Source organism: Mucilaginibacter sp. GW821-FHT07H05 (assembly GCF_059418485.1).
The window spans coordinates 22099-43776 of the sequence record NZ_JBWKPY010000010.1; the positions used below are offsets into that span (position 1 = coordinate 22099).

Annotated in this window: 21 protein-coding genes; 15 read left to right on the forward strand and 6 right to left on the reverse strand. The window is 44.0% G+C overall.

Annotation, left to right across the window (positions count from 1 at the left end):
• Positions 1-24: 24 nt before the first annotated feature.
• The gene (locus tag AC07M6_RS23680; RefSeq protein WP_494893822.1) at positions 25-837 is read right to left on the reverse strand and encodes a hypothetical protein; all 813 of its coding nucleotides are present in this window, start codon (positions 835-837) and stop codon (positions 25-27) included.
• Positions 838-924: 87 nt separating this feature from the next.
• Positions 925-1077 carry a hypothetical protein gene (locus tag AC07M6_RS23685; RefSeq protein WP_494893824.1) on the reverse strand — a complete coding sequence of 51 codons (153 nt, stop codon included), beginning with the start codon at positions 1075-1077 and terminating at the stop codon, positions 925-927.
• Between the two features lie 469 nt (positions 1078-1546).
• Between AC07M6_RS23685 and AC07M6_RS23690 the strand changes: the two genes are divergently transcribed.
• The 5 genes from AC07M6_RS23690 (at position 1547) to porD (ending at position 7503) form a co-directional block, all read left to right on the forward strand.
• Positions 1547-2431 (forward strand): class I SAM-dependent methyltransferase, encoded by an 885-nt coding sequence (locus AC07M6_RS23690; RefSeq protein WP_494893826.1) that lies wholly within the window; start codon positions 1547-1549, stop codon positions 2429-2431.
• 183 nt (positions 2432-2614) lie between these two features.
• Positions 2615-4159 (forward strand): N-acyl-D-amino-acid deacylase family protein, encoded by a 1545-nt coding sequence (locus tag AC07M6_RS23695; RefSeq protein WP_494893827.1) that lies wholly within the window; start codon positions 2615-2617, stop codon positions 4157-4159.
• Positions 4160-4168: 9 nt separating this feature from the next.
• Positions 4169-5233 carry a hypothetical protein gene (locus AC07M6_RS23700; RefSeq protein ID WP_494893828.1) on the forward strand — a complete coding sequence of 355 codons (1065 nt, stop codon included), beginning with the start codon at positions 4169-4171 and terminating at the stop codon, positions 5231-5233.
• Between the two features lie 177 nt (positions 5234-5410).
• Positions 5411-6610 carry a bifunctional phosphopantothenoylcysteine decarboxylase/phosphopantothenate--cysteine ligase CoaBC gene (gene coaBC / locus AC07M6_RS23705; protein WP_494893830.1) on the forward strand — a complete coding sequence of 400 codons (1200 nt, stop codon included), beginning with the start codon at positions 5411-5413 and terminating at the stop codon, positions 6608-6610.
• Complete coding sequence (gene porD / locus AC07M6_RS23710; RefSeq protein WP_494893831.1) at positions 6607-7503, forward strand: type IX secretion system protein PorD; 897 nt, start codon at positions 6607-6609, stop codon at positions 7501-7503. The genes coaBC and porD overlap by 4 nt, the downstream gene beginning before the upstream one ends.
• Before the next feature lie 4 nt (positions 7504-7507).
• Here porD and AC07M6_RS23715 read toward each other — a convergent pair whose 3' ends face one another.
• Positions 7508-8284: a TlpA family protein disulfide reductase gene (locus AC07M6_RS23715; RefSeq protein ID WP_494893832.1), complete on the reverse strand. Its 777-nt coding sequence runs from the start codon at positions 8282-8284 to the stop codon at positions 7508-7510.
• Positions 8285-8480: 196 nt separating this feature from the next.
• On the opposite strand from AC07M6_RS23715, the gene AC07M6_RS23720 reads away from it, so the two are divergent.
• The 6 genes from AC07M6_RS23720 (at position 8481) to AC07M6_RS23745 (ending at position 15606) form a co-directional block, all read left to right on the forward strand.
• Complete coding sequence (locus tag AC07M6_RS23720) at positions 8481-8858, forward strand: BlaI/MecI/CopY family transcriptional regulator (RefSeq protein ID WP_494893834.1); 378 nt, start codon at positions 8481-8483, stop codon at positions 8856-8858.
• A gap of 5 nt (positions 8859-8863) precedes the next feature.
• A complete protein-coding gene (locus tag AC07M6_RS23725; RefSeq protein ID WP_494893835.1) occupies positions 8864-11320 on the forward strand; it encodes a M56 family metallopeptidase in 2457 nt (818 codons plus the stop codon).
• A 189-nt stretch (positions 11321-11509) separates the two neighbouring features.
• Entirely contained in the window at positions 11510-13165 is a 1656-nt protein-coding gene (gene recN, locus AC07M6_RS23730) for a DNA repair protein RecN (protein WP_494893837.1), read from the forward strand.
• A 24-nt stretch (positions 13166-13189) separates the two neighbouring features.
• On the forward strand, positions 13190-13549 hold the full coding sequence (locus AC07M6_RS23735; protein WP_494893839.1) for an ankyrin repeat domain-containing protein: 360 nt from the start codon (positions 13190-13192) through the stop codon (positions 13547-13549).
• Positions 13550-13874: 325 nt separating this feature from the next.
• Positions 13875-14318 carry a cupin domain-containing protein gene (locus AC07M6_RS23740; RefSeq protein WP_494893841.1) on the forward strand — a complete coding sequence of 148 codons (444 nt, stop codon included), beginning with the start codon at positions 13875-13877 and terminating at the stop codon, positions 14316-14318.
• Between the two features lie 475 nt (positions 14319-14793).
• Positions 14794-15606: an enoyl-ACP reductase FabI gene (locus tag AC07M6_RS23745; RefSeq protein ID WP_494893843.1), complete on the forward strand. Its 813-nt coding sequence runs from the start codon at positions 14794-14796 to the stop codon at positions 15604-15606.
• 141 nt (positions 15607-15747) lie between these two features.
• On the opposite strand, the gene AC07M6_RS23750 is transcribed toward AC07M6_RS23745, so the two are convergent.
• From AC07M6_RS23750 to AC07M6_RS23760, 3 genes are read right to left on the reverse strand one after another with little or no spacing between them, the layout of a single operon-like run.
• Positions 15748-16179 carry a DUF3052 domain-containing protein gene (locus AC07M6_RS23750; protein ID WP_494893845.1) on the reverse strand — a complete coding sequence of 144 codons (432 nt, stop codon included), beginning with the start codon at positions 16177-16179 and terminating at the stop codon, positions 15748-15750.
• Positions 16164-16613, reverse strand: a complete 450-nt coding sequence (locus tag AC07M6_RS23755) for a DinB family protein (protein ID WP_494893847.1) — start codon at positions 16611-16613, stop codon at positions 16164-16166. The genes AC07M6_RS23750 and AC07M6_RS23755 overlap by 16 nt, the downstream gene beginning before the upstream one ends.
• Positions 16610-17041 (reverse strand): DinB family protein, encoded by a 432-nt coding sequence (locus tag AC07M6_RS23760; RefSeq protein WP_494893849.1) that lies wholly within the window; start codon positions 17039-17041, stop codon positions 16610-16612. Before AC07M6_RS23760 ends, AC07M6_RS23755 begins: the two co-directional genes overlap by 4 nt.
• A gap of 216 nt (positions 17042-17257) precedes the next feature.
• Between AC07M6_RS23760 and AC07M6_RS23765 the strand changes: the two genes are divergently transcribed.
• The 4 genes from AC07M6_RS23765 (at position 17258) to AC07M6_RS23780 (ending at position 21458) form a co-directional block, all read left to right on the forward strand.
• Positions 17258-18442, forward strand: a complete 1185-nt coding sequence (locus AC07M6_RS23765) for a nucleoside recognition domain-containing protein (RefSeq protein ID WP_494893851.1) — start codon at positions 17258-17260, stop codon at positions 18440-18442.
• Positions 18443-18448: 6 nt separating this feature from the next.
• Positions 18449-20494 (forward strand): S9 family peptidase, encoded by a 2046-nt coding sequence (locus AC07M6_RS23770; protein ID WP_494893852.1) that lies wholly within the window; start codon positions 18449-18451, stop codon positions 20492-20494.
• Between the two features lie 121 nt (positions 20495-20615).
• Entirely contained in the window at positions 20616-21026 is a 411-nt protein-coding gene (locus AC07M6_RS23775; protein WP_494893853.1) for a hypothetical protein, read from the forward strand.
• 24 nt (positions 21027-21050) lie between these two features.
• Positions 21051-21458 carry an OsmC family protein gene (locus AC07M6_RS23780; protein WP_494893855.1) on the forward strand — a complete coding sequence of 136 codons (408 nt, stop codon included), beginning with the start codon at positions 21051-21053 and terminating at the stop codon, positions 21456-21458.
• The last annotated feature ends 220 nt before the right edge of the window (positions 21459-21678 follow it).

Here is a 21678-nt window from a genome sequence, read left to right on the forward strand (position 1 = left end):
GAACTAAAATCTTTAGACTTTAGACTATTTCAAAGTATACTCTCCCCAAAAATCTGTCGGGAAATAAGCGGCCAAAGCATCAGGCGGAAGCGCCAGTACCGTAATCATTTCGCCCTTCGAGCGGTCGCCCATCCTTATTGCTTTACCATCCGGAGTTATGCTGGCATTAACCCCGTAGGCGCTTACTCCATTCAGTTTAATGTTATAGGTGAATTTATTAGCACTATTAGCCGATAAACCCAAAAGCTTAAGCGGGATGGCCAATTCATAAATGTAGCATTTTTGGTTGTTAAAAAGAGCGGCGGCCTTTATCCCCTGATCGTTATAAACCGAAATAACCGAATCGGCAGTAGCCGGTACGCCTATAACTTTGATCTCTTTCGCTTTATCAACCAACTGGCTATTCATAGCGTTTATGGTCGAATCATTGATAACGCTCCCCTTTTTCAGGCCGTTAAGTATGGTGCCGGTGTTATTGTGTAAAAGCGGGTACGTGACCGATATCGCATTTTTAAAATCTTTTTTAGCGGCATTGTTAACCGTAAAAGTAATAGCCTGCGAGATTATTTTTTTTATGATAACCGGCTTATCGGCTTGTATAACCAGGTAAAGTTTTTCAGCATCGTTGGCTATGCTATAAAACACTTCGGTATTGCCGTTATAGGCGTGTAGCTGCTCAGGCCATTCGGTTGCCTTCCCATCAATTTTTAAACTGGAGGGCGCCATTAAGCTAACCTCCTGTTTGGCAGGAAGTTTTTGCGCGTTTACAACTGAAAATGTGCACGAAAGTATAGCGGCAGCAAAGGCCGGTTTAATTAGTCTTGACAATAAATTCATAAAACAGGTTTAAAACTATAAATTTAGTTTTTATTTTATTATTGTCAATAGTGGGTCGTAATATTTTGTCTGAGTATCTTGTAAGGGTTATTTCAAGGTGTACTCTCCCCAAAAATCGGTAGGAAATGTAAATGCCATGCTACTTACCCCGCTTGTAGTTACGCCCATGGGTAAGGTGGTTACCACGGCATTATGTGAGCTTTTACCGTTAGGCAAAAAATACATAACAACAGCCAGCATACGGCATGGATCAGTAAAGTTTTATCCTCTTTTTGCATGACAGGCGGGTTTCCTAAATATACATAACTATCAACACTTTACAATATTTTAAGCAAGCTAAACTTTAACATAAATTTAACAAGGGGTGCCGGTCAAACGGAAAGTTCGCATAAGCACCAAAACAAGGCGAATGCGTTTGAATCAATCAGATGTAGATAGTCTGTGATGTATTTAATGCCCTACAAGGGCTAATTGCGTCAAAAAATGTAGTTTTTTTGGGTTAACACTATAAAAACATAAATAATTGATAATCAATTATTTATAAAAAATAATGCTTAAATTATGTTAAGTTGTGTTAACCCAATTTTTGCCCCTGATGCGTTTGTCCTGAGTCCGAAGATAGAAGATCGTATCAGTTTCGGACTAATTACTACCTTTGCAAATTACATTTCTGACTTGAGACTAAAGACTCAGAACTTAAGACTTAACAATGATCCAACTCCTCACTCCCACGCACTGGAAAGATTACGAACTGATTGATTGCGGCGACTTTGAAAAACTGGAACGTTTTGGCAACGTAGTACTGATCCGCCCGGAACCACAGGCCGTGTGGGCCAAACAATTGCCGGCAACCGAATGGCAGCGTTTGCACCATATCCGGTTTAAAGGCCGTTCGGCTACATCAGGCGAATGGGTAAAGAAGAACCCCGCCACGCCCGACCGCTGGCACGTGGAGTATAAAAATAACGACGCGGCTATCAAATTCCGCCTGGCGCTAACCTCGTTTAAGCACGTGGGTATTTTCCCCGAGCAGGCTGTTAACTGGGATTATATCTCGCAAAACATCAAGAGGTTTAAAACGCCCGAGCCTAAAGTACTTAACCTGTTTGCCTACACCGGCGGCGCATCATTAATGGCCCGCGCGGCAGGCGCTGATACCACTCACGTTGATTCGATTAAACAAGTGGTAACCTGGGCCAACGAAAACCAGGAATTATCCGGCCTGAGCAATATCCGCTGGATGGTGGAAGACGCTTTGAAGTTTGTAAAACGCGAACTGAAACGGGGCAAAAAATATAACGGTATCATCCTTGACCCACCCGCCTACGGCCATGGCCCCAACGGCGAAAAATGGAAACTGGAAGACCATATCCTGGAAATGATGAACGACGTAGTGCAACTGCTCGACCCGCAGGAGCATTTCCTGATCCTAAACACTTACTCGCTGGGCTTTTCGTCGGTAATTGTAGAAAATCTGATCCGCAGCTCGTTCCCCAAAGTGCAAAATCTGGAAATCGGCGAATTGTATTTACAGGCAACATCGGGGATAAAATTGCCTTTGGGCGTATTCGGTAAGTTTTTTAAAACTGCCTGATAAGTTTAACCACTAAGGGCGCTAAGGTTTTGCACAAAGGGTACAAAGCTTTGTGAACTGAATAAAAGAAAACTTTAATTCTCTTTGTGTGCTTTGTGGTTAAAAAACTTGCAAATCTTTGTGTACTTTGTGGTTAAATTCTGTTTGATGCGATTTCTACGATATCTATTAGTCTTATCCCTATTGCCAACTTGCGCTCTCGCTCAGCAATACGATGTTATTATCCATAACGGCAAGATCATTGACGGCGCCGGCAACCCCTGGTTTTATGGCGATGTAGGCATCATCAAAAACAAAGTAGCCGCCATTGGCGATCTTTCCAAAAGTAAAGCCGTTAAGGATATCGACGCCACTGGATTAATCGTAGCACCCGGATTTATTGATGTACACACCCATATCGAAGGCGACGAGAAGAAAACCCCAACGGCCGATAATTTTATTTACGATGGCGTAACCACGGTGATCACCGGCAATTGCGGCAGTTCTGAAGTTAACATCAAACAATATTTTAAAAAGCTGGATAGCATTAAGCTATCCGTCAATGTAGCAACCCTTATTGGCCATAATAATGTGCGTAAAGCCGTTTTAGGCGAAGCGGCCATTACGCCCAATGCCGGTCAGTTAAAAAAAATGCAGGATATAGTAGAGCAAGCTATGCGCGATGGTGCCGTGGGTTTCTCTACCGGGCTCATCTACTCGCCCGGCTTATATTCTAAAACACCCGAAGTAGTTGCGCTGGCACAGGCAGCGGCTAAATATAAAGGCATTTACGCGTCGCATATCCGTAATGAAAGCGACAAGGTTTTTGAAGCCGTTGCCGAGGCTATCGACATTGGCCGGCAGGCAAATATGCCGGTTGAGATATCGCATTTTAAGGTAGGTAAACCCAACTGGAACCGCAGCAATGAGATGATCGCAATGGTAGAAAACGCCCGCGCCGAAGGTTTGGAAGTAACAGTTGACCAATACCCTTACACCGCCAGCAGCACCACGTTGAACGTGCTGTTACCCGACTGGCTGCTGGATGGCGGCCGCGATTCGGTACTGAAACGGCTGGCCGATCCGGCTATCCATCAAAAGGTGGTGAAAGAAATGATCAGCGATATGAAAAAGCGTCAGCGCGGCCATTTCGATTATGCCGTTGTTGCCCACTGCGATGCAGACAGTACGCTGAATGGCAAAAACATACAGCAAATAAATATAGCTAAAGGCCGTAAGGGAAACATCCCCAACGAAATTGAAACCATACTGGACATTACCCAATTAGGCCCCGCCTCCATGGTTTTCCATGGCATGAACGAGGATGATGTAAAAAACATTATGCAATTCCCGCTCAGTATGGTAGCGTCCGATTCGGGTATCCGCTTATTTGGTTATGGTGTACCGCACCCACGGGGTTATGGCAGCAATGCAAGGGTGCTGGGCCATTATGTACGTGATGAAAAGGTACTCAGGCTGGAAGATGCTGTCAGGAAGATGACATCACTGCCGGCACAAAAGTTCCATTTAACGGGTCGCGGTTTGTTGCAGCCCGGCATGTTTGCCGATGTGGTGGTGTTTGATGCGGCCACCGTAAGCGACGAATCTACCTATGAACACCCGCATGCTTATGCTAAAGGATTTAAATACGTATTAGTTAACGGTGTTTTAACTGTTGATAACTTTAAGCATAATGGTAACAGAAATGGTGCTATTTTGCGTGGCCCCGCATTTACACAAAACCAGTAAATATTATATATGAAATTGAGAAATATACTACTACCAGTACCTTTGTTACTGTTATCATTAACCCTATTTTCTAACTGCAAAGAAGGAGCAAAAGGCTCGGCCGCTAAAACCGATTCGGCGTTAGCAGCTGCAAAGCCGTCCGAAGCAACCCCTGCCGTGGGTGATACTACTCCGGTTAAATCGTACCCCCCGATAGATAAAAAATTATACGATTCGCTGAACAAACAACAGGCAAACGGCGATACATCCGGCCACTGGCCTGTTAAAAAGGGGCCGTACCCGCTGCCTGGAGCTATACTTCCATTTAAAAGGATAGTTGCTTTTTATGGTAACCTGTATGCCAAAAAAATGGGCATCCTGGGCGAATTGCCACCCAATGAAATGCTGGCCAAGTTAAAAGGCGAAGTAAAAAACTGGCAAAAAGCCGACCCTAAAACCCCTATTCAGCCAGCACTGCACTATATTGCCGTAGTTGCACAGGGTGATGCCGGTAAAGATGGCAAATACCGCTACCGTATGCCGTTTAAACAAATTGACAGTGTGCTGGTACTGGCTAAAAAAATTAACGCGATTGTGTTTTTAGATGTGCAGGTGGCGCTAAGTAACATTCATGCCGAGCTGCCATTGTTTGAGAAATACTTTGCCATGCCGCAGGTGCATTTTGGTATGGATCCCGAGTTTTCAATGAAAGATGGTTCTAAACCGGGCAAAAAGATCGGTACTTACGATGCTGATGACATCAACTATGTATCGGGTTACCTGGCTGGTATCGTAAAAAAATACAACCTGCCGCCAAAAATTTTAATTGTACACCGCTTTACTAAAAAGATGGTGACTAACACCCCGGGCATTAAACTGCGCCCTGAAGTACAGGTAGTGATGGATATGGACGGTTGGGGCGAGCCTGAATTAAAAGCAGGTACCTGGCGCTATTTTATCCATAACGAACCGGTACAGTTTACCGGCTACAAGTTGTTTTACAAAAACGATATCAAAAAAGCGCCTCACCACATGTTAACCCCCGAGGAAGTAATGAAATACAAACCAAGGCCTAACTATATCCAGTATCAGTAGGTTAAACAAAAAAGGCGCGATCAGCGCCTTTTTTGTTTTTTACTTCCCGCTGTCATTGCGAGCGTAGCGCGGCAATCGCGAACTGTGCAAGTCCGCTCTTTGGGTGTGCGACTGCTTCATACTTCGCCATGACAGGCTGTAGTATAATCACCAATAAAAATCCTATTTTTGCTTTATATGCTTTTAGGTAAAAAGATAGTATTAGGTGTTTGCGGCAGTATTGCGGCCTATAAATCGGCTTTGCTGGTGAGGCTGCTGGTTAAAGCAGGCGCCGAGGTACAAGTGGTGATGACCAATGACGCTACCGGCTTTATTACCCCATTAACCCTTGCTACCTTATCTAAAAAACCGGTACTGGTTGATTACTATAAACCAGAAAGCGGCGAGTGGAACAACCACGTTGAATTAGGCCTCTGGGCCGATCTGTTCATTATTGCCCCTGCAAGTGCCAACACCATAGCCAAAATGGCCAACGGTTTGTGCGACAACTTACTGATGGCGGCTTATCTTTCGGCTAAATGCCCGGTATATTTTGCCCCCGCTATGGACCTGGATATGTGGAAACACCCGGCTACAGAAGAAAACGTGATCAGGCTAACCCAATACGGCAACATCCTGATCCCTCCGGGCAACGGCGAACTGGCCAGCGGCTTGCGCGGCGAAGGGCGCATGGCCGAACCCGAAGAAATACTTGATTTTATATCAGGTGAACTAAAAAAAAAACTTCCGCTAAATAATCAAAAGATTGTTGTTACAGCCGGGCCTACTTACGAGGCTATAGATCCGGTACGTTTCATCGGTAATCATTCATCGGGCAAAATGGGCTTTGCCATTGCCGATCAGCTGGCTAAATTAGGCGCTAAAGTGGTGCTGATCTCCGGGCCCTCTGCACAACGCAGCCATTACACAGTTGAACGTTTGGATGTAACATCGGCAGCAGAAATGCTGGAGGCTTGCCAGCTACACTTTACTGATGCTAAAGCCTGTGTAATGAGCGCGGCAGTTGCCGATTATACCCCGGTAAATGTAGCATCGCAGAAAATAAAAAAACAGGATGCCGGTTTTAATATCGAACTTAAAAAAACAACAGATATACTAAAAGCGCTGGGCCGGGTAAAACGGGCCGACCAGATACTGGTAGGTTTTGCCCTGGAAACCAATGACGAGGAGCAAAACGCGATTGGCAAGCTGCAAAGTAAAAATCTGGACTTTATTGTATTGAACTCCTTAAACGATAAGGGCGCGGGATTTAAAACCGATACCAATAAAATTACGATCATTGACCGTGATCTGCAAAAAACAGTTTTCGACCTGAAAAGTAAGGATGAAGTGGCTATAGATATCTGTAATAAAGTAGTTGAACTAATTAATGTATGAAAAAGCTGGCATTATATCTCCTATTATTTTGCTGCGGTTTAACTGTTAGCGCGCAGGATTTGAATGCCCGTGTGCAAGTGCTTACTCCCAAAATACAAACTACCAATAAACGGGTATTCCAGGCGCTGGAATCGGCTATGAAGGATTTCCTGAACGGACATAAATGGTCGGCCGATGAGATTATGCCGCAGGAACGTATTGAATGTACCTTTATTTTTAATATTACCGCATGGGATGGCAGTAGCGCCTTCAGTGCCGAGTTGCAGGTCCAGTCACAGCGGCCTGTCTACAATTCGTCCTATACTACTACCCTGCTGAACGTGAACGACCGCGATTTTGATTTCACTTATACCGAAGGGCAGTCCATTGATTATACCGACCAAAGTTTCCAGAATAATTTAAGCGCCGTAATGGCCTTTTACGCTTATATGATAGTTGGGATGGACTACGATAGCTTTTCTAAATTTAGCGGTACCCCCTATTTTGCGGCCGCGCAAAATATTGTAAGCAACGCCCAATCAACCAATTTTAAGGGATGGAAAGCTTTCGACAATAACCTTAACCGCTACTGGCTGGCCGAGAATGTAAATAATAAGATCTACAGCGGCCTGCGCAGCTTTATATACGATTACCACCGCAACGGGTTGGATTTGATGGCCGATAACCCGGGCAAAGGCCGCAAAGTGATAGCCGGGATTTTACCCTTATTATCGCAAATAGACCGGCAGCGCATCGGCGCCATGTTGCCCATTGTTTTCTTCACCGCAAAAAGCGATGAATTGGTTAATATTTTTGCCAAAGGCGATCTGCAGGAAAAAAATCAAGCTATGAATATCCTCAACAAAGCCGATCCCGCCAACGGAAATAAATACCTGACGCTGCAACATAATTAACAACCTACTTCTGCGCCTCCTGTTGTAAAGCAGTGATCATTTCCGAGTGATCATAAGTCATAGTAACCACCACGCCTTGTTTATTAATGATCCAGTGACAGGGATACCCGGTGGCGTGTAAGTTGTCCTGGATATAAGCTGCTTTGGACGGTACAACAGCATATTTAAATGGCTTACGTTTCAGAAAACCCTGCAATGCCTTTTTAGGATCGGTAGCTAAGCTCACAAAAACAATATCCTTGCGGTTTTTATATTGTTCGGTTAATTTATTCAGCAGAGGCATTTCTGCTACGCAGGGTACGCAGGATATAAACCAGGCTTTCAGCACTACTATCTTCCCTTTCGTATTTTCGGTCGTATACACCTTACCATTTACATCAACATAATGAAACGCCGGGAATTTTTTACCCACCATCAAATCAAAACCATAATAGGTAACTCCAATTTGTTTAAGCATGGCCCTTGCGCCATCGTCGGCATTGGTTTTTAAGAGATACAACTGGTATTCTTCCTCATGCTTTCCTGAAGATACTTTTACGGGAACATAATTACCGGTTGTGAGCGCCTTTAACAATTGTGTTTTAGTAATTACACGCCCGTGTTCGTCATAGCCGATAAAATCCTGCGTAAGCTTTAAATAATTACTGTTATAATCCAGTACAGATTGCAAACTCGCAGTAATTTCTTCGGGTGGTATAACCACTTTTAGTTTAGTTTGGGCCATTGCTCCTGCTACGCAAAATATAGCGGCAATGGATGACGCGATAAGGTATCTCTTCATGATTTGAGGTTTATATCTGTAAATATAGTAATTAAACTATAATTATAGTTTACAGTACGCCTTAAATAAAAATCCGTCTCCCACTGCAACATAATGGTATTACCGGCGTCCTATTTAAAAAAAGTTTACATTTTATTTTGATATACGAAAACAATCGTACATATTTGTACGACAAACTTCGTAGATAAATAAAGAGATGAGTATTAAAGCAACCGATAGCGAACTGGAAATTTTAAACGTGCTGTGGAAAAAAGGCGCCTGCACGGTTAGGGAAGTACATGAGGAACTGGCCAAAAACAAAGATGCCGGCTATACCACTACCCTTAAACTGATGCAGATTATGAATGATAAAGGCCTGGTAGAGCGCGATGCTACTTCAAAAACCCATATTTACAAAGCCCTGGCCACGCAGGGACAAGCGCAGCAAACCGCGTTGGATAAAATTATCTCCACCGTGTTTGAAGGGTCGACAGCCGATTTGGTGATACAGGCCCTGGGCAATCACCGCGCCAGCGACGAAGAGATAGACGCTATTAAAAAATACCTGCAACAATTTGATCAGCATAAAAAATAACAGTTATGGAAAACCTGTTTTATAATATTAGTCAGGTGCTGGGCATCACCATCATCCACTCGCTATGGCAAGGATTAGTTATTTACGTGGCCTTGCGTTTGGTACTGCAATTTATGGTAGATAAACCAGCCGCCTTAAAATACAGGATCGCTTTTGCATCGTTAAGCCTGATGCTGGGATGGTTTGTTTATACCTTATACAACGAGGTAAACAATTATAGTTTTTTAAGCACCACCCCGCTTGCGTCGGGAGCTGATTTTGTGCCTGATCCTGACCTGCTACCGGCTGTACCTATAGATCGCTATTACATTTTAATAGCTGGTTACCTGCCCTATATCACCATGCTGTATATAGCCGGGCTGGTATTTAACACCCTGAAAATGGCACTGGCCTGGAACAACATTTACCGCATCAGGCAGCATATTACCCAGGCCGGTTTCCAGGAGCAGGTGAGCAACTTATCCAATAAAATGGGGATTACCCGTTTTGTGAAGGTAGCTTTTAGCCAATATATAGATGTGCCCTGTATCACGGGCTTCCTTAAGCCTATAATTTTACTGCCCTGCGCCATCAGCACTTACCTTACCGCCGAAGAAATCAAAGCCATTTTACTGCACGAACTGGCCCACATCCGCCGTAACGATTACCTGCTTAACCTGGTACAGCAAGCTATCGGTATCCTGCTTTTCTTTAACCCTTTCAGCAGGCTCATCAACCGTATGATTAACAACGAAAGAGAAAACTGCTGCGACGATATGGTGGTGCAAACTACCGGCACCCCGCTTGTTTACGCGCAGGCCTTATTAAAATTAGAACAAAACAAACAGCAGGACTGGCACCTGGCATTGGCTGCCACCGGCAAAAAATACCACTTATTAAACCGAATTGAACGCATCATGAAAACGAAAAAAACAACCGTAAATATACGCCCGGCACTAATTGCCCTGGCGCTGTTAACCTGCAGCCTAAGCAGCATTGCCTGGTTTAACCCTAAAATTGAAAATGGCAAAGTATCTGTTAAAAGCATACCCAACCCCTTACTGGAAAATAGCTTTTTTACCGACACGGTGAAACCCAAAGCTAAAGCGGCCAAGTCGGCATTAAAATCAAAACCGGCTACCAAAAAGCTGGCTCTGAAAATGAAACATGAGGCCGAATACACCGAAGATGCTAAAATGCAAAAGCTGCAAGCTGAAATGGAAGAGCACGCCAAAGTTATTGAAAAGTATTATGATAGCCCCGAGTTTAAAAAAATGCAGGAGCAAATGGAGAAAAAAGGCGCCGAAATGGAAGCTTATTACAACAGCCCTAAAATGAAGCAGCTACAGGAACAAATGGAAAAGAAGGCCGCTGAATTTGAAAAAATGAACGATAGCCCTGAAATGAAAAAATTACAGGCCGACCTGGAAGCCAACAGCAAGAAAATAGAGGCTTATTACAGCAGTCCCGAGTTTGCTAAGATTCAGAAACAATACGAAAAGGAAGCTGAATTGTACGGCAAATCAAAACCCGGTTCGGCTGAGTACAAAAAGCACGAAGAAAGTTTCAAAAAACTGGCAAAGGAGTTTAAAGATTATGCCAAAAACCCGGCTATAAAAGAGCAAACTGAAATTGCCAAAAAGATGAGCGCGCAAATGCGGGATTATTATAACAGTCCAGAATTTACCAAAAAGCGCGACGAAATAAAGGCTTATGGCGATAGCATGCGGAAAGCTTTTCAGGGCCCGGCAATGAAAGAACAGCAGGAAGTATTGCGCAAAATGAGCAAAGAGATGCGCGAATACCAAAAAAATCCGGAGATAGCCCGCGAACAAGAAGAGTTGAAAAGGCTTTCGAAAGAAATGCGCGCTTATAGAACCAGCCCCGAATACCGCAAAAAAAGATTAGCTGAGGTTGAAAACGCAAATAGTGATATTAAAGAACAGGTGCGTAAAGAAATTGCAGAAGCCCGCGAACAAGAAACCCGCGAAGTAAGAGAACGCCGCGAAGTACCGGAAAGAAAGGAAGCGCGCGAAAGAAAAGAACGTGCCGAAACCCGTGAAGTAAAAGAACGCCGCGAATTACCCGAAAAAGCACGCAAAGCCGATACCAGCCGTGTACGGGAACGCGTTCCGGTAAAAACACGCAAGCCCGAATCGGCCAAAATACGTCAACAAAAATCAGATGAGGTGGCAATTGATCAACCGATCAACAAAGTTGCCGTTCAGGTAAGGAAACCGAAGCTTACTGAGGTGGTAATTGATCAACCGATCAATAAAGTTGCCGTTCAGGTTAGGAAACCGAAGCTTACTGAGGTGATAATTGATCAACCGATCAATAAAGTTGCCGTTCAGGTTAGGAAACCGAAGCTTACTGAGGTGGTAATTGATCAACCGATCAATAAAGCTGGAGTTGAGATAAAGAAAGCGAAGCTTGAAGAAGTGATAATTGATGAGCCTATTAAACGCAAACCAGGCAAATAAATAGCCTATATAATTTTGATCAGTTATAGTTAAATGCCGGCTACAGTAATGTGGCCGGCATTTTTATTAACTACCTCGCAATGACGTTGTGATTATGCGATGCAAGGCCCTCGAAGTCTTGAAAACTTCGTCAACCTTTACATTATAGAATTTGTAATTTAGTCTCCTCGAAAAAAACAAGTTAATTTTATGCTGCAACAGCTTAGTATAACAAATTACGCTTTAATTGATAACCTCCAGATCCGTTTCGACGCGGGACTGAATATATTGACCGGCGAAACCGGTGCGGGTAAATCCATCATTTTAGGCGCGCTTTCGCTGATATTGGGGCAACGGGCCGAAAGCCGTTACTTTTTTAACCAGCAGAAGAAATGCGTGATAGAAGGTACTTTCACCATATCTGATTTTCACCTCAAGTCATTTTTTGAAGATAACGACCTGGACTATGAGCCAGAGACTGTACTCAGGCGCGAGATCAGCGCTGATGGCAAATCGCGCTCTTTTATAAATGATACCCCCGTTACGCTGAATGTGATTAAAGCCCTCGGTGAAAAGCTGATCGAGATCCATTCGCAGCATGCCACCCTGGAGATCAATAATCCGCTATTCCAGCTTTTGGTAGTTGATGCCGCCGCACGGCATGATGAGCAGCTTAGCGCGTATCAAACTAAATTTAGGACTTATAAAAAACTAAGCAGCCAGCTTAAACAATTAACCGAAGAAAGCGACAAGGCGAAAGCCGATCTGGATTACTACCAGTTTCAGTTTGATGAATTGGAGAAGGCCGCTTTGGCAGATGATGAGCAGGAGCAATTAGAACAGGAACTATACACCCTAAACAATGCCGACGACATCAAGCGCAACCTGCTGGGCGCCCATTACCTGATGCACGAGGGTGAAACATCGGCCCTGCTACAGCTGCGCGAGGCCGGTCACCAGTTATCCGCTACCGAAAAGTTTAATCCGGCTATAGCCGAGCTGTACCAGCGGCTGAACAGTTCAATTATCGAACTGAAGGATATCGCAGCCGAGATTGAAGCCATAGAGCAGCAAACCCACACCAACCCTGCCCGGGCCGATGAAGTGAACGCCCGGTTAAGCCTGATCTACAACCTGCAAAAAAAACATCGCGTAAGCACTAATACCGAATTGCTGGCTATACAGGAAGATCTGTCCGACAAGATTAACCAGGCCATGTTTAGTGATGAGGCGGTAGAAAAGCTGCAAAAGCAAATAGCCGCCGAAAAGCAAGAGCTGGAGCAAATGGCTGCCGACCTATCAGCCAACCGCACTAAAGCCATCCCCGCTATTGAGCAGCAGGTATTGCAAACTTTAAGTGAGATGGGTATGGGCAATTCGGCTTTAAAAATAGAGTTAAGCCACTCCCCCGCTTTAGGCGATAACGGTATCGACCATATACGCTTCCTGTTCACCGCCAATAAAGGCCATGCCCTGGCCGAAATGAGCAAAGTTGCATCAGGCGGCGAGCTTTCGCGTTTAATGTTAAGCATCAAATCGCTCATTGCACGTTATACAGCCCTGCCTACCATTATTTTTGATGAGATTGACACCGGTGTATCTGGCGAGGTTGCGCATAAGGTGGGGCAAATTATGGAGCAATTAGCGCAAAACCTGCAGGTAATTACCATTACCCACCTGCCGCAAATTGCCAGTAAGGGCCAAAGCCATTATTTTGTGTACAAAGATGATGAAGCGGCCACTACCTATACCCGCATCCGCCAATTGGATAAGCAGGAACGCATTACCGAAATAGCCAAAATGCTAAGCGGCGATAAACCAGGCGATAGCGCTGTGCAGAATGCAAAGGAGTTGCTGGGGGTGTAAGCAAATTAATAAAATTATTGCAGCATGAAATATATACTCCACAAACAGGTTCTAAAATGCGAGATGGAAGGCGTTAAGGCTGCAATTGAGAATGGAAGTAATTTAAACGAACTTGATGAACTCGGACATTCTCCATTACACTGGGCGGTGATGGGAGGTTATGCCGATATTGTAAAAACATTACTTGAAGCTGGCGCAAATCCAAACACATTGTCTTCTGATGGCATAACGCCAAAGTGGAGCGCTGTTGATTTTGGGTTAAATGAAATTGAACAATTATTGACTTCTTACGGTGGCAAAGTCAATACTGGCGATGGATTTGATAAGATATCCTGGTCGGTCTTTAAAGAGGCTATTGGCCAATCATTACCAAAAGAAGAATAACCGAAAAAGCACGAGTGTTTGCGTTAGCGATAGTAGCGGATACCGGCCTGCGGCTAAGGCCCGTGTAGTATGAGCGAATAGCGCGGGCCGAAGGTAACGCCATAATAAACTAAAATAAAACGATTTCCAATTTAGCGTTTTCGCAGGGTTTCCCGAAGGAGGCATTTAAGTACTGAGGTTTAGAATTCCATCATTATCTCCCCAATTTATATGCTGACATAGCTTTATAAATCGCAAAAAAGCGGGAATTCATTATCAGCCAAAAGCTATACATTAGCTATGTTGACAAGCAATCATCCCGACTTGATTTTTTATATTTATGATCATGAAAAAACATCTTAGCTTAACCAATTTATTATTATTGCTGATTGCATTACCTCTGCTTTGCCTGGCCGCTTTTAGCTATAAACAACCACAGGATCAGGGTTATATTATAGATCACGAAAAGGACATTAAAAAGGAGGAACCCGGCTCGCATAACGGCGGCGGCAACACTACGGCCTTTTCATTTTTCAGTAAAGATAAAACCGTACAGATGGCTTTCCGCAAACGGATACTGCATCCGGGATCGTCCATTGGGTATCATTTGCAAAAAGAGCAGGAGATCTATTATATCCTGTCAGGCAACGGTATCCTGCGCATGAACGATAAGGATATTCCGGTTACTACCGGCGATGGCATCCTGACCAAACCAGGCAGCAGCCATGGATTAAAACCTGCGGGTAACGAAGACCTGACCGTTTTAATTACTTATGATTTAAAACAGTGAGGCTGTGATAAACAGTTAGTTTTTTTGTGAATTTTATAGCTTGCAGTTAGGCTAAAGCCGCTGTATAATTGCTCTATTCCGTTGGCTAAAGCCAACGGCAATAATCACTTCCAATTCATTGCCGTCTCGTTTAGTGGACGGATCCCTAACAAAAAATAATGGCTTTAGCCAAACGATATACTTTCACTAACAGCGCTGACTTGCCCCATTGGGGCTACCTGTTTGTAGCATATCACCCCAACCCGCTATTGCGCCGTAGGTGCTACCCAAAGTTCGTTTAATGCGGCAAGTTGGGTAGCACCTACGGCGCATTTTTTTATTTTTATATGGATGCTACAAACAAGTAGCACCTACGGCGCATATAACCCTACGGCCGAATACTGCATTCAACGTACTACATATATAAATAAACAATTTTGTATTGTTCAATTAATTATAACTTTACACCGCTTTATCAAACAAACAAAAAATAGCTATGGCTTATAATTTATTAAAAGGTAAAAAAGGCATCATATTCGGCGCGCTGAATGAGCAGTCGATTGCATGGAAAGTGGCACAGCGTGCCGTACAGGAAGGTGCTGAGATTGTTCTGTCTAACGCCCCTATCGCGTTACGCATGGGCGAGTTAAACAAACTGGCCGAAGAATGCAACGCGCCTATTATAGGCGCCGATGTAACCAGCAACGATGACCTTTTGAACCTGTTCACCAAAACACAGGAACATTTTAATGGCGGCGTGGATTTTATACTGCACTCTATCGGCATGAGCATTAACGTGCGCAAAAGCATCCATTATACCGAAAGTAACTACGATTTTACCCATAAAGGACTTGATATATCGGCACTGAGCCTGCACCGTGTTTTGCAAACAGCCATGAAGCTGGATGCTATTAACGAATGGGGCAGCGTGGTAGCCTTAACCTATATTGCCGCCCAGCGCGTATTCCCTGATTATAACGATATGGCCGACAATAAAGCCTACCTGGAAAGCATAGCCCGTAACTTCGGTTACCAATACGGTGTTAAAAAACATGTAAGGGTAAATACCATTTCGCAATCACCAACCCGCACTACGGCCGGTTCGGGTGTTAAAGGCTTTGATGGTTTTATTAATTATGCCGAAAAAATGAGTCCGCTGGGTAATGCCGATGCCGATCAGTGCGCTGATTACTGCGTGAGCATGTTTAGTGACCTGACCAAAATGGTGACCATGCAAAACCTGTTTCACGACGGTGGTTTCTCCTTCACCGGGGTTACCCAGGCTGTTATTGAGCAGATGGAGAAATAATATTAAAGAGATGAGGATACGATGGTTGGAGATGACGTTCTTTAACCATCGTATCCTATTCGTTTCGAGCGATAGCGCGAAGTTTTATACGCGCCTCGTAATCCTATCCCGGATCTCCCGTAAATGACAAGATGGCTTCAATCAAACCCTGTCTTTCAACCGGATCACTAATTTCAAGCCCGACCATACTTCATCAACCGCGCAAACTTTAACGTCGACCAGGCCATTTTTCAAGGCTTCGTCCCTGATAATATCCTCTGTAATATCGGTAACAATTTTCGATGCTTTTTTTGGCCATGATATCCATATCATACCATTCTGTTTGATCTGATCTTTCAACAGGGGCAGCCGGTTTAAGTAATCTTGCCGGTCTTTAACAAACAGGTGGATCATATCATGCCCCGTGCTTATTTCATCGGCTATATCCAAATTGCCGGGCAAATCGGTAAACAGGTTTAAGTAATAACCGGGCGCATTAATAACAGCCATATTAAAACCCGGCTTAATTCCCAGTTTTTTGGCCAATGGCGTGCCCGAATATCCGGCTGTTGGAGTAATTATCTTGTCCCCCATTCCCATATACCAAACTGTACCTTTTTATCAACCGGGTGGCCCGACTGCTTTAAACAAAGCATCACCTGCCCCCGATGGTGCGATTCGTGCGAGATGAGGTATCCTAAAAATGCCGTAGCATTTGGTTTAAAGCCTTTTATCCGGCCATCGCTTTTCTCAAACAATTGCTCAATTGCTACGCCGCTGGCAAACAGTTCACTTTTCAGCAACTCTTTTGTGATGTTTTCCTTTTCAATTTTATTAAGGCTATCCATTAGTAATGGATCGGCCACTTTTAACCACATTAAACGCACGTTATGGATATGCGCAAATTGCTCACCCACGCTACGCCCTTTCGATGCGGAGCAATCTTTCAGGCAGGCTTCATCAATACTATCCAGCAGATAAATATTAATGCGGTTATGTATTTGCCAGGTTTCAGTTAGCGCGTTCATTCGGGTATAATTTGTTTTAAATGATGCCGCATATGGGCTACGTAATCGTATGCTAAAAACTCAACTGTGTTCAGGCTTACCTCATTTCTTCCATTGTCACATTTCACCAGCCAGCGGTTGGGCGGATAATTGTCCAGCACGCGTTGTATCTGCGTGTTCAGTAATTGCCATAATAACAATACTTCGCTTATATCGGCTTGCTGATAACGCTGCGCCGCCACCCATTCATCCTGAAAATAGATCAGCTTAAAATTCTCCTCATAGGTACAACGTACAAAACGCTGCAGATTAATCTGCGCGCTATCCGTCAGGTGGCCGATTATTTCCTTAGCCGACCATTTTCCCGGGCCTGGTTTACGTTCCCAATCAACAGGATGAATCTTAGTTTTTTCCAGGAACTCGTTAACGGTGACGGATACAGGTATCATAACAGGTTTTACTTAAATAAAGATAAACATAAAAACAAAATCTGTTGTACGATTATCGAAGTCGGCGAATTGAACAAATCAAATATTCGTGTGGCATAATTTAATAATCGCTTGCCTGCTTTTTTTAAAAAAAGCCTATCTTCAAACCTTTTAAAAGCACACATGAATTTAAATTACATATGGGTTTCGTTTTTTGTAATTGCCTTTATAATAGCATTGACGAAATTGATTTTTTTAGGTGATACCGAGATCTTCAGCCGGTTGGTTGAAGGGATATTCACTTCGTCTAAAATGTCGGTAATGGACATTGCCCTGCCCCTTACAGGCTCAATGGCGTTTTTCCTGGGTATAATGAATATAGGAGAAAAAGCCGGTGCCATCAACTTCTTTTCCCGGATTGTAGGCCCGTTTTTTAATCGCTTATTTCCGGAAGTACCTAAGAATCATCCTGCCACCGGCCAAATGATGATGAACCTTTCGGCAAATTTATTAGGGTTGGATAATGCGGCAGTACCTTTCGGACTAAAAGCAATGAGCAGCTTGCAGGAATTAAATCCTGATAAAGAAACTGCATCTAACGCGCAAATTATGTTTATGGTACTGCATACTTCAGGTTTGCAATTACTGCCGATCACCATAATAGCCCAACGGGCTATTATGCAAGCCCATGACCCTACAGATGTATTAATCCCGTGTATTATTGCCACCTATGTGGCCACAGTTGCAGCCATCCTTGTTGTTGCGATAAAACAGAAGATAAATATTTTTGACCGTGTAATTATGCTTTGGCTGGGTGGTTTAACCAGCTTTATAGCTTTGCTTGTATGGTACTTTACCGTCTTCTTAACCAAGCAGCAAATAGCAGAAGTATCTAAAGTTTCCAGCAATCTGCTTGTCTTTTCTATTTGTGCTATTTTTATTATAGGCGCTTTACGAAAAAAAGCAAATGTGTTTGAAGCGTTTATTGATGGTGCCAAAACTGGTTTTGAAACATCAGTAAAAATTATTCCATACCTGGTAGGTATGCTGGTAGCTATAAGTGTATTTCGTAATTGTGGCGCTTTGGGCTACATTAACGATGTATTAAAATGGACAGTTGCACATTTCCCTATCGATACACGTTTTACTGATGCTATGCCGGTAGCATATATGAAACCCCTCAGTGGATCAGGTTCTAAAGCGATGATGATAGATACCATGAAAACTTTTGGCCCCGATAGCTTCGCCGGCAGGCTTGGATGTATCTTTAACGGTTCGGCCGATGCCACTTTTTATATCGCTGCTCTTTACTTCGGATCGGTAGGTATTAAAAAATATCGTTATGCTATACAGGCTGGTTTAATTGCTGACTTTTTTGGCGTCGTTGCCGCTATTTTAGTTTGTTACTTATTTTTTGGATAAGATTTTATGAAAAAATATTTTTTGATATTGATGACAAGCCTGATCATAATGGATACTGATGCGCAGATAAAACAAAATATGTCGCCCGAAACGCTATGGAAACTCGGGCGCCTGGGCAGCCAGGATATTACGCCCGATGGTAAGCAAATTCTGTTTGGTGTTACACAGTATAATATGGCGCAAAACAAATCGGAACTGAACTTTTATACCGTACCCGTTGCCGGCGGACAAACACAGCAGATCACCAATGAACCCGGCAGCAAAGCCATCCTTAAAATTGCCCCTAACGGCCGCGTTACCTATCTTTTTGAAGGCCGCGTATGGCAGATGGGTATCGACGGTGAGGACATGGCCATGCTGAGCGAGCACCCCATGGATGATATTGATAACGTGCGCCTATCGCCTGATGGCAAAAAAGTAATTTTTAGCCGTGATGTTGATGCGGAAAAGATATTGGGTAAGGATAAATACCCCGACCTGCCTAAAAGCAATGCCTATGTGTTTACCGATTTGAACTACCGCCACTGGGACAAGTGGGCTACCGGCAAATACTCGCACGTGTTTGTGGCCGATATTAATGGCGGCCGCATCAGCAACGAAAAGGATATTATGGCAGGCGAGCCTTACGATGTGCCGCAAAAACCAAGCGGTGGTTTAGAGGATATGATATTTAGCCGCGACGGGAAGAGCATCATATACGTTTGTAAAAAGAAAACAGGTAAAGCTTATGCTCAAAGCACCAATACCAATCTTTACCAATACGATATAGCCACCGGCACTGCTACCGAGCTTACGGGCGGAATGAATGGTTATGATACCAACCCCATGTTTAGTCCCGATGGCAGCAAACTGGCCTGGTTAAGTATGAAGGAAGATGGTTATGAAGCTGATAAAAACGATATCGTTATCCGATCGGTAAAAACCGGCGATCGGGTTAATCTGACCGAAAAATGGGATGGCACAGTTAGTTCTTTCCGGTTTAGTAATGATGGCAGCAAGATCTACTTCCTGGCGGTACATAATGGTACCGAGCAATTATTTCAACTGGATTTAACTGTCGCTTCAGGCTCGGCGGGCGCTATAAAACAACTCACCAGCGGGCAATGGGATATTACCAATATTGTTGCGCAATCGGCCAATACGCTTATTGTAAACCGCACGGATATGAACCACGCGGCCGAAATTTATATCGTTAACCTGTACGATGGCAGTATGCGCCAGATCAGCGCCATTAATAACGACATTTATAACCGCACCCGTTTAAGCAAAATAGACGAGCGGCACATCAAAACCACCGACGGCAAGGATATGCTGGCCTGGGTGATCTACCCGCCAAATTTCGATCCGGCTAAAAAGTACCCTGCTCTGCTGTTTTGCCAGGGCGGGCCGCAGTCGCCTTTATCACAAGGTTACTCCTTCCGCTGGAATTTCCAGCTAATGGCGGCGCAGGGTTATATTGTAATTGCCCCTAACCGCAGGGGTATGCCCGGCCATGGCGTGGAGTGGAACCGCCAGATCAGCGGCGACTGGGGCGGGCAGGCCATTAAGGATTACCTGTCGGCTATTGATGATATTGCAAAGGAAAGTTATGTAGATAAAAACCGCCTGGGTTGCATAGGTGCCAGCTATGGCGGCTACTCGGTTTATATGCTGGCCGCCATGCATAACAAACGTTTTAAAACTTTTATTGCTCACGATGGCCTTTTTGACCTGAAGAGTTGGTACGGCACTACCGAAGAGCTGTGGTTTGCCAATAAGGATATTGGCGGTAACTATTGGGACAATAGCAACAAGACGGCCAAAAAATCGTACGATAAATTTAACCCCAGTAACTTTGTTGATAAATGGGATACCCCTATTATGATTATCCAGGGGGGTAAGGATTTCCGTGTGCCTATTGAGCAGGGCTTACAGGCATTCCAGGCGGCCCAGCTGCGCGGTATAAAATCAAAATTACTGTACCTGCCCGAAGAAAACCACTGGGTACTAAAACCGCAGAACGCCCTGGTATGGCAGCGCGAGTTTTATGCATGGCTGAAAGAAACGTTATAGCTTAACTACAAAACATCACTTTGCCCATTTAACCTGTAAATGTTGTTTACAGGTACTATAATTTTATTGAAAATTTATTTCTTATTTCTCATATTTGTTCGATATAAACCGATTCTCCTAAATGGAAAAAAATTATGTTGCAGGTAAGGCCGGTAAAAAAAAATCGGCCAAAAAAGCTGCCTGGGTATTAATTGGGCTGGGCCTGATCTTTCTTTTTGTACTGATCAAGTTTGCTCAAAATAGCGGTGTCCGTTTTAGCAGCAGCGGTTTGCCTACCGGCGACGAAGCCTTTGCTGTTGCCAAAGAATATGTAAAATCAACCGTACGGTCAAGCAATGTAGATTTCCCGGGCTCGGGTTATCAGATCGGCAAACGGTCAGATTCGGTATATACCATCCGATCGGTGGTTGAACTCACCAGCGAGTCGGGAGATAAAAGGCGCACCAATTTTAAAATTCTAATGGAATACCGGGGCGGCAAGCAGGACGATGTTAAAAACTGGTCGCTGCTTAATATTAGTGAAGAACAATAATAACCGTCCTCTGTTCCTTTAGCCATGCCAGATCAACCCGAAGCCTTAGCCACTGCAAGGGCTACTATTACACATACACAATATCAAACAGTAGTTACAGCTGCCGGGCATACCCTGCTGGCCGATGAACCCGAAGATGAAGGCGGATCGGATACCGGCATGTCGCCATACCAGTTATTACTGGCCAGCTTAAGCAGCTGTACCGCTATTACCCTGCAAATGTATATCAACCGCAAAATGTGGGTGGTAGGCGAGGTAATTGTAGACCTGGAATTATTTGCGACAGAAACCGGAACCCTTATTACGCGCAGTATTGAAGTAAAGGGTGATGTAAGCGACGAACAGAAAAAACGCCTGCAGCAAATTGCCGGTTTTTGCCCTGTACATAAAATTTTAACGGGAGAGATTGTTATAGAAACGGCGTTGAAGTAGTGCCTTACTATACCCTGTCCAGATGGCAGTAGTTCAGCATTAGACACTACCACCAAACGTTCCGATGGAACGTAATAAATCGATATTTACATTTGCTACCAACCAATCGTTCCTACGGAACGGCTATGCTTTCTTCATCCCGGAGGGATGTCTGGTCGGTAGAAAAGGAAACAAAACCATTCCGTTCCTTCGGAACGTTTGGTAAAAACCCATCCTGTCT

Coding starts and splice junctions, on each gene's coding strand:
- AC07M6_RS23720 (WP_494893834.1), top strand. CDS start 8,481: ATGAGTATTAAAGCAACCGATAGCGAACTGGAAATTTTAAACGTGCTG.
- AC07M6_RS23770 (WP_494893852.1), top strand. CDS start 18,449: ATGAAAAAATATTTTTTGATATTGATGACAAGCCTGATCATAATGGAT.
- porD (WP_494893831.1), top strand. CDS start 6,607: ATGAAAAAGCTGGCATTATATCTCCTATTATTTTGCTGCGGTTTAACT.
- AC07M6_RS23750 (WP_494893845.1), bottom strand. CDS start 16,179: ATGGGGGACAAGATAATTACTCCAACAGCCGGATATTCGGGCACGCCA.
- AC07M6_RS23680 (WP_494893822.1), bottom strand. CDS start 837: ATGAATTTATTGTCAAGACTAATTAAACCGGCCTTTGCTGCCGCTATA.
- AC07M6_RS23745 (WP_494893843.1), top strand. CDS start 14,794: ATGGCTTATAATTTATTAAAAGGTAAAAAAGGCATCATATTCGGCGCG.
- coaBC (WP_494893830.1), top strand. CDS start 5,411: ATGCTTTTAGGTAAAAAGATAGTATTAGGTGTTTGCGGCAGTATTGCG.
- AC07M6_RS23700 (WP_494893828.1), top strand. CDS start 4,169: ATGAAATTGAGAAATATACTACTACCAGTACCTTTGTTACTGTTATCA.
- AC07M6_RS23715 (WP_494893832.1), bottom strand. CDS start 8,284: ATGAAGAGATACCTTATCGCGTCATCCATTGCCGCTATATTTTGCGTA.
- AC07M6_RS23740 (WP_494893841.1), top strand. CDS start 13,875: ATGAAAAAACATCTTAGCTTAACCAATTTATTATTATTGCTGATTGCA.
- AC07M6_RS23760 (WP_494893849.1), bottom strand. CDS start 17,041: ATGATACCTGTATCCGTCACCGTTAACGAGTTCCTGGAAAAAACTAAG.
- AC07M6_RS23690 (WP_494893826.1), top strand. CDS start 1,547: ATGATCCAACTCCTCACTCCCACGCACTGGAAAGATTACGAACTGATT.
- AC07M6_RS23725 (WP_494893835.1), top strand. CDS start 8,864: ATGGAAAACCTGTTTTATAATATTAGTCAGGTGCTGGGCATCACCATC.
- AC07M6_RS23775 (WP_494893853.1), top strand. CDS start 20,616: ATGGAAAAAAATTATGTTGCAGGTAAGGCCGGTAAAAAAAAATCGGCC.
- AC07M6_RS23780 (WP_494893855.1), top strand. CDS start 21,051: ATGCCAGATCAACCCGAAGCCTTAGCCACTGCAAGGGCTACTATTACA.
- AC07M6_RS23735 (WP_494893839.1), top strand. CDS start 13,190: ATGAAATATATACTCCACAAACAGGTTCTAAAATGCGAGATGGAAGGC.
- recN (WP_494893837.1), top strand. CDS start 11,510: ATGCTGCAACAGCTTAGTATAACAAATTACGCTTTAATTGATAACCTC.
- AC07M6_RS23755 (WP_494893847.1), bottom strand. CDS start 16,613: ATGAACGCGCTAACTGAAACCTGGCAAATACATAACCGCATTAATATT.
- AC07M6_RS23685 (WP_494893824.1), bottom strand. CDS start 1,077: ATGCTGGCTGTTGTTATGTATTTTTTGCCTAACGGTAAAAGCTCACAT.